This is a genomic window from Roseibium sp. RKSG952 (assembly GCF_009711355.1).
The window spans coordinates 14,402-23,173 of sequence record NZ_SMMF01000921.1; the positions used below are offsets into that span (position 1 = coordinate 14,402).

Annotated in this window: 10 protein-coding genes; 4 read left to right on the forward strand and 6 right to left on the reverse strand. The window is 55.6% G+C overall.

Annotated features, from left to right (window positions below; genetic code table 11):
• Positions 1 to 384: hypothetical protein (locus E1297_RS21475; protein ID WP_209015914.1), on the forward strand; the 384-nt coding region annotated here is incomplete at its 5' end.
• 59 nt (positions 385 to 443) lie between these two features.
• On the opposite strand, the gene ppk2 is transcribed toward E1297_RS21475, so the two are convergent.
• The gene (gene ppk2 / locus E1297_RS21480; protein WP_244327839.1) at positions 444 to 1,361 is read right to left on the reverse strand and encodes a polyphosphate kinase 2; all 918 of its coding nucleotides are present in this window, start codon (positions 1,359 to 1,361) and stop codon (positions 444 to 446) included.
• 203 nt (positions 1,362 to 1,564) lie between these two features.
• Here ppk2 and E1297_RS21485 point away from each other — a divergent pair, with 203 nt between their 5' ends.
• Positions 1,565 to 2,404 carry a CPBP family intramembrane glutamic endopeptidase gene (locus E1297_RS21485; protein ID WP_155142091.1) on the forward strand — a complete coding sequence of 280 codons (840 nt, stop codon included), beginning with the start codon at positions 1,565 to 1,567 and terminating at the stop codon, positions 2,402 to 2,404.
• A gap of 7 nt (positions 2,405 to 2,411) precedes the next feature.
• Here the strand turns inward: E1297_RS21485 and E1297_RS21490 are convergent, their stop codons facing one another.
• A complete protein-coding gene (locus E1297_RS21490; RefSeq protein ID WP_155142093.1) occupies positions 2,412 to 2,870 on the reverse strand; it encodes an Lrp/AsnC family transcriptional regulator in 459 nt (152 codons plus the stop codon).
• A gap of 136 nt (positions 2,871 to 3,006) precedes the next feature.
• On the opposite strand from E1297_RS21490, the gene ald reads away from it, so the two are divergent.
• Entirely contained in the window at positions 3,007 to 4,125 is a 1,119-nt protein-coding gene (ald, locus tag E1297_RS21495) for an alanine dehydrogenase (protein WP_155142095.1), read from the forward strand.
• Positions 4,126 to 4,232: 107 nt separating this feature from the next.
• Here ald and E1297_RS21500 read toward each other — a convergent pair whose 3' ends face one another.
• On the reverse strand, positions 4,233 to 5,039 hold the full coding sequence (locus E1297_RS21500) for a mechanosensitive ion channel domain-containing protein (protein ID WP_170332508.1): 807 nt from the start codon (positions 5,037 to 5,039) through the stop codon (positions 4,233 to 4,235).
• A gap of 215 nt (positions 5,040 to 5,254) precedes the next feature.
• Here E1297_RS21500 and E1297_RS21505 point away from each other — a divergent pair, with 215 nt between their 5' ends.
• Positions 5,255 to 5,953: a glutathione S-transferase family protein gene (locus tag E1297_RS21505; protein WP_155142099.1), complete on the forward strand. Its 699-nt coding sequence runs from the start codon at positions 5,255 to 5,257 to the stop codon at positions 5,951 to 5,953.
• On the opposite strand, the gene E1297_RS21510 is transcribed toward E1297_RS21505, so the two are convergent.
• The 3 genes from E1297_RS21510 to E1297_RS21520 all read right to left on the reverse strand — a co-directional run.
• Positions 5,934 to 7,541 (reverse strand): GMC family oxidoreductase, encoded by a 1,608-nt coding sequence (locus E1297_RS21510; RefSeq protein WP_155142101.1) that lies wholly within the window; start codon positions 7,539 to 7,541, stop codon positions 5,934 to 5,936. The genes E1297_RS21505 and E1297_RS21510 overlap by 20 nt on opposite strands.
• 75 nt (positions 7,542 to 7,616) lie before the next feature.
• Complete coding sequence (locus E1297_RS21515) at positions 7,617 to 8,066, reverse strand: YtoQ family protein (RefSeq protein ID WP_155142102.1); 450 nt, start codon at positions 8,064 to 8,066, stop codon at positions 7,617 to 7,619.
• A 78-nt stretch (positions 8,067 to 8,144) separates the two neighbouring features.
• Positions 8,145 to 8,772, reverse strand: a 628-nt coding sequence (locus E1297_RS21520; RefSeq protein ID WP_155142181.1) for a class I SAM-dependent methyltransferase, incomplete at its 5' end; no start/stop codon positions are given.

Genomic DNA, 8,772 nt, shown 5'->3' on the forward strand with positions numbered 1-8,772 from the left:
GATGTGACCGAAACTGAGGAACCAGAAACCGAAACCCCAGGAACAGACGTCACGGAAACCGAAGAGCCGGAGACCGAAACGCCGGTGGCTGAGACACCCGAGCCAGAACAACCCGAATATGCATGCTTTGATGTTCAGGCCTTCCTTGCCGAGATCGAAGCATTCGTCCAATCCCTGAGAGCTCAGCTGGATCAATTCGACTGGAACGAAACCGAGTTGGCGGATTCAGAGCCTGAAACGGACGATTTCGAACTGGTCATGGCTGGTGAGAACAATCCTGCGTCCGAGTTGGAGACCACAAATTCGGATGTAGCGGAAGACACCTGCGGGGACGTCTTTGTGTTCAACTACTATGATGTTGATTTCATGATGGACGCCGCCTAACGGCTGTCCGGTGCGGGGCTGGAATCTCCCAGCCTCGCACCATTCTTTCTTTCGAGCCGTCAGTAAACCTTGGGAACATAGAGTTCATCAGGAAGTATGCGGCGCTCGTACTCGGGATTGTAACGACGATCCGGGAGCGTGACCTTTTCCTGCGGTACGTCGTCATACGGAATTCTGGTTAGCAGGTGCTCGATACAGTTCAGGCGTTCGCGCTTCTTGTCATTGCCTTCAACGATGTACCACGGTGCTTCTGGAATGTTGGTGCGGAAGAACATGTCTTCTTTGGCCTTGGTGTAGGATTCCCAGCGGATACGGGATTCCAGATCCATCGGCGAAAGTTTCCACTGTTTCATCGGATCATGAATGCGCATGAGGAATCGCAACTGCTGTTCTTCATCCGTGATCGAGAACCAGTATTTCAGCAGAATGATGCCCGAGCGGACCAGCATACGTTCGAATTCAGGAACGTCCTGAAAAAACTGCTCGACCTGATCTTCGGTTGCAAAGCCCATAACGCGTTCGACACCCGCCCGGTTGTACCAAGACCGGTCGAACAGCACGATTTCTCCAGCCGCGGGCAAATGCGGAACATAGCGCTGAAAATACCACTGACTTTGCTCACGGCGGCTGGGTGCGGGCAACGCGACTACGCGCGCAACCCTCGGGTTCAGACGTTGCGTGATCCGCTTGATCACACCCCCCTTTCCCGCACTATCTCGGCCTTCGAACAAAATACACACCTTGGCACCGGTGTGCTGAACCCAATCCTGAACCTTGATCAGTTCAGCCTGCAGACGCAGCAGATTGCGGAAATACACCTTGCGGTTCAGCATTTCGGGATGCTGGTCGCGATAAATCTTGCGGACTTCCATCGAGAGCATCGGCTCGCTGAACTCGATCTCAAAATCTTCGTCCAGCGTATCTTCCAGCTCAGCTTCCAGCCAATCTTTGGGCTCGTAGTTGTTTTCGTAAGCCAAGGTCTGCTCCTTATCTTTCATCGGGTTCGGACCGTAACGGGCGTGTGTAAACAGCGGATGTCATAAAAACGGTCATGCGCGTTCCGAGACATGAATGTGAACCTGTCGGGGGCGGGATACAAGCGTCTGGATTGACGCAATGACAAGCAGTTGACGTCATACGCAATTCTGAGTCCAAGTTAGTCCACAACCCGGAGGTACCTTTGGCGCTCTTTCTTGCTCTTCTCCCAACGATCTGGCCCTGGCTCATTCTGGTGCTTGGTCAGATTCTCGCACTGTCTGGCCAGCGTCTTCTGAGTTTGGTGATGCTGCTGCTGTTTGGCTTTGTGACCTTTGCATTAGGTCTGCTCACACTTCTAGGTTTTCTGATTGCCACCCTTGGATTGATAGGTGCCTCCTATTTGCCCCGCCTGAACGGTTTGGCAGCTATACTCGGACATCTTGTGCTGATCGTCTGGAGCCTCGCTCTGGGCGCTCACCTAATGCCAGGTTTCAATAATCTTCTGGTTCTGGATCAGGTGAATGCCGGACCGGACAGTGGGCCATTTACGATGTACCTGAACCTGGACAAACCCATCGTGTTCTTTGCCGTCCTGTTGGCCTGCCCCATGATCATCAATGGGGCGATACCCACCCGCCGACTGCCACTGATTGTCGGCATGTTACTTCTTCCGGCACTGTTCCTTTTGGGCGCCACGTCAGGGGCAGTCCAGCCTGAACTCGGTCTGCCTGCCTGGTGGATGATCTTTGCCTTCTCAAATCTGTTTCTGACCTGCCTGACAGAAGAGGCCTTCTTTCGCGGTTATCTGCAGTCCGTTTTGTCAACAAAAGCCGGTCCTGCCATCGGGATCACCCTTGCCAGCATTCTGTTCGGGTTGGTTCATTTTGGCGGAGGGCCAGCGCTGGTTTTCTTTGCCTCAATCCTAGGGCTCGCCTGTGGTTTGGGCTACTATGCAACCGGCAGACTGTGGGTACCGACGCTGATGCATTTCGGGTTCAACTTTGCACATCTGGCCCTGTTCACCTATCCCGGTCCGGCTTGAGGATAACCTAGACGGGCAATGCGGTCGTTTTGAACACTGTGCGCAGGGCAAAGGAACTTTGCATCTGTGCCACGCCTGGCAGTCGCGACAGGTACTGACGGTGAATGCGTGCGAAGTCTTCGGTGTTTTCGGCAACGACCTTGAGGATGTAGTCAGCCGTCCCTGCCATAAGATGGCATTCCAGCACGTCGGGAATGCGACGAACCGCCTTTTCAAAAGCCTCAAGCAACTCTTCAGCTTGCCCTTGCAACGTAATCTCAACGAAAACGGTCGTCGGTACGCCCATTTTGCGCGCATCAAGCAGCGCAACGTAGTCGCGAATAAAACCCTCAGCCTCCAGACGTTGAACGCGACGATGACACGCCGAAGGTGACAGATTCACTTGCTCGGACAGTTCCGAGTTCGACATTCTGCCTTTGCGCTGCAGTGCAGCTAAGATCTTTTTGTCGGTTGTATCAAGGCTCATTCACGCACATCCGTCGCAAGAAACTGGTATTTCTTCGAATATTCTCCCATACCTTTACTTGTCAATGCATCGAGTTTCACAAAAATTGCACCCGAATTTGCACATAATTTAAGCAGTTTATGAACGGAGAGCCCTAATGAAAATCGGTTGCCCCAAGGAAATCAAACCCCAGGAATTCCGCGTCGGCATGACCCCGAACGCCGCTCAGGAAGCGGTTGCCCGTGGACATGAAGTGATCATCGAAACCGGAGCCGGCATGGGTTCGGGCTTTGACAATGACGCCTATATCGCTGCCGGTGCCCGCATCGTTGACACGGCGGCAGAGGTCTTTGCCACAGCCGACATGATCGTGAAGGTCAAGGAACCGCAGGCCGGTGAGCGCAAGATGCTGCGCGAAGGTCAGCTGCTGTTCACCTACCTGCACCTGGCACCGGATCCGGATCAAACGCATGATCTGTTGGAATCGGGCTGTACTGCCATCGCTTATGAAACCGTGACGGATGCGAATGGCGGCCTGCCCCTGCTGGCCCCGATGTCCGAGGTTGCGGGGCGTCTGGCACCTCAGGTCGGATCGTGGACTTTGCAGAAAGCCAATGGCGGTCGCGGCGTTCTGATGGGCGGCGTTCCCGGTGTCAGCCCGGCCAAGGTGGTTGTGATCGGTGGCGGCGTCGTGGGTACTCATGCCGCGCAGGTTGCTGCCGGAATGGGCGCAGATGTCACTGTTCTGGACCGCTCGCTGCCGCGTCTTCGCTATCTGGATGACGTGTTCGGTGGCCGGTTCAAAAACCAGTACTCGACTGCCGGTGCCACCGCAGAGCTGATTCAGGAAGCCGACATGGTGATCGGCGCTGTTCTGATCCCGGGTGCAGCGGCGCCCAAGCTGGTAACCCGCGCACAGCTTTCAACCATGAAGCCCGGCGCAGTTCTGGTAGACGTCGCCATCGACCAGGGCGGCTGTTTTGAAACGTCCAAAGCGACCACCCATGCGGATCCGATCTATGAGGTGGATGGCATCATGCACTACTGCGTCGCCAACATGCCGGGCGCAGTTGCACGGACATCCACCATCGCGCTGGGTAACGCGACGATGCCGTTCATGCTGGCGCTGGCCGATAAGGGCTGGAAGCAGGCATGTCAGGATGATCCACATCTTTTGGCCGGCCTCAATGTGCACGCAGGTCAGCTGACCTATTATGCCGTCGGCAAGGCGTTGGGCATCGACGTCGTATCACCCAATGTCGTGATCAAAAGCTGATCGTCGCGACCGATTGATTGTCTAAAGAAACAGCGCCGCGCATCTGCGCGGCGCTTTGCCCAACGGGAAGTGGGCATTTGTAATGCCCAATTGACGGGCGGGAGGGCTCAGCCCTTTTTCTGGATTTCCACCGAATGCGGATAAGGAATCGAAACACCTTTGGCATCAAAGGCTTCTTTCACCGCTTTGGTCGTCTCAAATTTGACGTCCCAAAAATCCGGCGCGTTACACCACAGACGTGCAGTCAGATCGACAGAGCTATCCCCCAGATTGGTCACCCGTACCCAAGGTTCCGGATCGCTGAGAATGCGGCTATCGGCCTTGGCGACATCAAGAATGATGTTCATCGCTTCATCAGCATTGTCACCGTAGTCGATCCCAAACACCAGATCGACGCGACGCGTATCATGCGCGGAGAAGTTTGTGATGATCGATCCCCAGGCCTGACCATTGGGAACAATGATCTGCACGTTGTCCGGAGTCACAAGCTCGGTCGTGAACAGGTTCAGATCCTTGACGGTGCCCGAGGTACCCCCGATGTCAACATATTGGCCCAGTTTGTAGGGCCGGAACACTACTAGCATAACGCCCGCAGCCAGATCGCTGAGTGTGCCCTGCAGCGCCAGACCGATGGCAAGCGAAGCTGCACCAAGAATAGCGACGATACTGGTGGCCTGAATTCCGAAGATCCCCAGAACGGCGACCAGCACTATGGCAAGGATCACCCATTTCACCATGCTCGCGGCGAAATTCCCCAATGTGGGGTCGATCTGCGGAGTTTTGTTTATCCGACGCCGCACCATTCCAGCAATCGCTCCGGCCACAATCCAACCCAGGATTATGACGATCAGCGCTTTGACCGCATTCATGATCAGCGGGGCAAACGCGCCCATCTGTGTTACGACCTCGTCCACGCGCATCTCCTTTCAAGTAACAACAAACCCGCGTCTTTTGCGCGGGATCATGCAAATATTGTGCGAAAATAGCATTTTGGTCTAGGTGCGAGTTGTTTCGGTTTTCCCCGTTGTTCCTCAACACACATCCGCTGACCAACCACGCACATGACAGATACTGGCAAGATCGCGATCCCATGCCTAGCTTCTGAGAGCAGCCCGAAAAGGAGCGTCTCATGCTGGATACCACATCACATCCCATTACCGGCCGCTGGCCCGCCAAGCACCCGGACAGGATTCAACTCTATTCCTTTCCAACTCCGAATGGGGTCAAAGCCTCGATCATGCTGGAAGAAACCGGCCTGCCCTATGAACCTCATCTGGTCACCCTTTCGGATTCGGACGTCAAAAGCCCCGAGTTCCTGTCGCTGAACCCAAACAACAAAATCCCGGCCATCATTGACCCCCATGGCCCGGACGGAGAGCCGCTTGGCCTTTTCGAAAGCGGTGCGATCCTAATTTATCTTGCGGAAAAGAGTGGCAAGTTTCTGGGACAGACCAAAGCTGACAAGTACCGCGTGATTCAATGGGTCATGTTCCAGATGGGTGGCGTCGGTCCGATGTTCGGTCAACTGGGCTATTTCCATAAATTCGCAGGCAGCGAGATCGAAGACCCCCGCCCTCGTGAGCGTTACGTGAACGAGGCAAAACGGCTGCTGAATGTTCTGAACCAGCAGCTTGAGGGTCAGGACTGGATTGCCGGTGAGTATTCGATTGCCGATATCGCCATCGCGCCATGGCTACGCGGGCTCGAATTCTACGGCGCACACGACCTTGTCGGCTGGGAAGACCATTCCAACGTTGTGGCCTATCTTGACCGTTTCCTGGAACGGCCAGCGGTGCAAAAAGGTCTGGTCACACCTGCGCGGGACTGATTGCGTCAGCGATTTTTTCAGCAATCATGATAGTGGGCGCATTGGTGTTACCACCGATCAAGGTCGGCATAACTGATGCGTCCACCACTCGCAGCCCATCAACCCCATGTACCCGGCCTTCAAGATCAACGACGGCCATGTCATCGACACCCATCTTGCAGGTTCCCACGGGGTGATAAATCGTGTCCGCCCGGTTGCGAATATCTGCCTCAAGCGCCTGATCGCTACCGTCATGCGCATATAACCGTTTGGCGCGCCACGGCTCCAGCGGCGACGCCTCAAGGATCGATTCCATGATCCGCGCACCCCGTTTCAACAGGTCCAGATCGCGATCGTCGCTGAGGTACGCCGGATCGATACGCGGTGGTGCGCTAGCGCGATCTGCAGTCAAACCAACACTGCCCCGACTGAACGGACGCAAAACACAGACATGGCAGGAAAAGCCGTGGTGAAGGTGAATCTTGCGCATGTGATCGTCAACAATCCCAACAACAAAGTGCAGCTGAAGATCCGGCCTGGGAACCGACGGGTCGGACTTGAAGAACGCACCACCTTCGGCAAATGGAGATGCGAATAGGCCCTCTCCGCTTCGGCGCCAGTCTAAGCCCGCTTTGGCCAGGTTCCATAACCCACCCGGTGTCAGGCCGATCACATCCTTACGTTTTGATCGATAACTCAGGACATAGTCCAGATGGTCCTGAAGATTCTGACCAACACCCGGCAAATCATGCAGAACCGGAATACCATGCTGGGCCAATTCGGATTCAGGCCCGATCCCCGACAGCATCAGCAGTTGTGGGGAACCAAATGCGCCACCGGAAACAATGACTTCCTGACGGGCGCGGATTTCGACAACCTTCTTCTTGTGGCGCACCTGTACGCCGGTCGCCCGCTTCTGATCAAAGAGGATTTTCTGGGCCTCAGCCCCGGTCAGGATCGTCAGGTTCTGCCGCAGTTTCACATCGCGCAGATAAGCGGCAGAGGCTGAACATCGCTCGCCCTTGTGCGACCCGTTATGAAACTGTGTCACCTGATACAGGCCTGCCCCTTCTTGCTCTGGCCCGTTGAAATCATCCGTTTCGCGGATTTGCTGCTGGCCACAGGCTTCAACAAAGGCATGAGAGATGGCGCGAGGCTCGGATTGATCGGCAACCTGCAGGGGACCACTTGCCCCATGCAGGTCATCGGCACCACGCGCATTGCCCTCTGCCCTTCGGAAATAAGGCAACACGCTTTGCCAATCCCACCCCTCGCAACCAAGATCGGCCCATTCGTCGTAGTCGCTGGGATGGCCACGCACATAGAGCATCGCGTTGATTGCCGATGATCCGCCTAGCGCCTTGCCCCGTGGCTGAAATCCTTTGCGCCCGTTCAATTCCGGTTGTGGCACCGTGTGAAAGGCCCAATTGTTCAGCTTGGGCCGCCCCGAGATCATGGCCGCAACAAGGGCCGGAGCCCGGATCAGAAGATCCTCTCCGGCTCCGCCAGCTTCGATCAGGCAAACGCTTGTATCCGGGTGTTCACTAAGACGGGCCGCCATGACACAGCCAGCAGAACCACCACCTACAATGACATAGTCGAATTCCATGGCCGCCTCTCCCGCTGCTGTCTGAAACAACGGTAGAAAGCACGCAGAAATCCGGCAATCAGAACGTAACGTGAGTTACTTTGGCAACTTCCCGGTCAGGACGTAGCGCAGCACTTCAACCACCTGCGAAGGTTGCTCAGCCACAGCCAGGGCAGCAGCATCAACCTCTTTCAGCGCGTGCTGGTGGTCGGGACCGTGCAGAACGATCAGTGATTTTCCCAACGCCGCCGCGTATCCCGCATCAAAGGCCGCGTTCCACTGTTTGTATTTCTCACCAAACCGCACGACGACCACATCCGCATCTGAAATCCCCTTTCGGGTACGGATCGCATTGACCATCGCGCCCTTGTGGTCGTGCCAGTACTTGTTCGGCTCGGCACCCAGAATGGCGACACCGCAATCGTCGCTGGCATCGTGATCGGTCACGGGGCTGTTGAAGGTAATGTCCAAACCCTGTGCACCGTCGATAATCTGTTCGCGCCAGTCGGTGTGGATTTCACCAGAGAGGTATACGTTCAGGCCCATAGCAAACTCCGAATTTGTTTCAGAGCATGCATAGGACACAATGGGCGCTGGCCCAATGCGGAAAGTGTCGGTTCGGGCTTAAATCTTGCGCGCCACCAAAAACCGTCTTGCATCGCGTGCCGGGAAACTGTCGCATTCGACGATTTCGAACCCGGCCCTTTCAACGGTTGCATCCAACTCTGCTTCGGACAGAAACCGCACAAACGGCGCCTTGCCCAGCAACTGCATGACCGGCAAAGCCAACCGTACAGCTTGAAACCGCAGGTTTATGCCGCGTTGTGGCGGGCAGAAGGTTTTTGAGATGAACAAACCACCCGGCTTCATCACCTCATGAACAGAGGCCAGAGCCGCATTCAGGTCTTCGACCAGATGCAACACATTGAATGCCAGCACCACGTCGTAGGACCAGGAGGGCGGACGGCTTGCATCAGCCTGAACAAAGGCCACGTTTTCGATCTGCTGCTCTGTCGCGCTCTTCTGACCGACCGCCAGCATGCAGGGGGAAACATCGCTGGCGGTAATCGTATCGGCATAGGGGGACAGGCGCAGCGCGGTCATTCCCGTGCCACATCCCAGTTCTAACACATCGTCGGTTTTCTTGAGATAGGAAGCTGTCCGTTCGAGCGTATGCTCATAGGAATCCATATCCTTTATTGGAGTTCGGGCATATTTTTCAGCCACTCCGTCCCAGAATTTCGCGGCGGTC